This is a genomic window from Aquimarina megaterium XH134 (assembly GCF_000520975.1).
Lineage (GTDB): Bacteria > Bacteroidota > Bacteroidia > Flavobacteriales > Flavobacteriaceae > Aquimarina > Aquimarina megaterium.
This window is the reverse complement of sequence record NZ_JACB01000124.1, coordinates 1-1,060: the sequence shown is the minus strand read 5'-3', so window position 1 is coordinate 1,060 and position 1,060 is coordinate 1. Positions and strand designations below refer to the sequence as shown.

Here is a 1,060-nt window from a genome sequence, read left to right as displayed (position 1 = left end):
AATTCGTCAATTCGAGTGCTTGTATATTTCGATATAACACTTAAATAGTAAAACCATGTTTAAAACACACACAAACTCAGTAAATTTTATTAGAATTAATTGTTCATGGCGACAGTTAATTTGTACGACCCTATTTCTAACAGTAATTCTATCTGTTTTCCCCCATGGCACAGTAACATACCCACCAAGTCGTGTTTGGAATTGTTTTCAGGAAGACCCTGAAAGTCCAGATTCTGCGGCTTGTGTTGCAGCAGTAGCTTCTCATGGCACGCAGCCATTATATGATTGGAGTGAAATTAACCAGGCGAATGCTAATGGTAATCATCAGCAATATGTGATGGATGGTAATCTGGCTAGCGGTGGCAGGCCTGAAAAATACGGAGGCATGGATCAAGTTAGATCCGATTGGGTGTCGACAAAAGTTTCTCCGGGCCCATTTACAGTAACTTGGACAAATCACGCTCCTCATGCGACTGCTTATTATGAAGTTTATATAACCAAAGCAAGCTGGACACCCGACCAGCCATTAACATGGGATAGTCTTGAACTTTTAGTACGAACACCTCCAAGTGCAGCAGAAAGGATTGTTAATATTCCGGTAACACTTCCTGTTAGGACGGGTAAACATGTTATTTATAGTATTTGGCAAAGATCAGACAGTCCAGAGGCATTTTATTCGACTAGTGATATCAATTTTGATGGAGGAGGTACCGATACACAGGCACCTTCTGTTCCTACTGGTCTAGGGGCATCAAATGCTACACAAACTACAGTAGATCTTGCCTGGAATGCTGCTACCGATAATGTAGCTGTAACGGGATATGATATATACCAAGGAAATACTATTGTTGCTACCGTAACTGGTACTTCTCATCAAGTAACTGGATTAACAGCAAACACTTCTTATTCTTTTAGAATAAAAGCGAAGGATGCTGCAAATAATCAATCTGGTTTTAGTAATACCACAACTGCAACTACACTTCCTGATACCGGAGGAGGAGACTGTGCAGGAATACCACAATATGTAGCAGGAACTTCTTATAGTAAAGATCAGGAAGTA

Annotated in this window: 1 protein-coding gene; it reads left to right on the top strand. The window is 40.4% G+C overall.

Going from position 1 to position 1,060, the window contains the following annotated elements:
• Nucleotides 1-55: 55 nt before the first annotated feature.
• Nucleotides 56-1,060: lytic polysaccharide monooxygenase auxiliary activity family 9 protein (locus tag Z053_RS32045; protein ID WP_174412109.1), on the top strand; the 1,005-nt coding region annotated here is incomplete at its 3' end.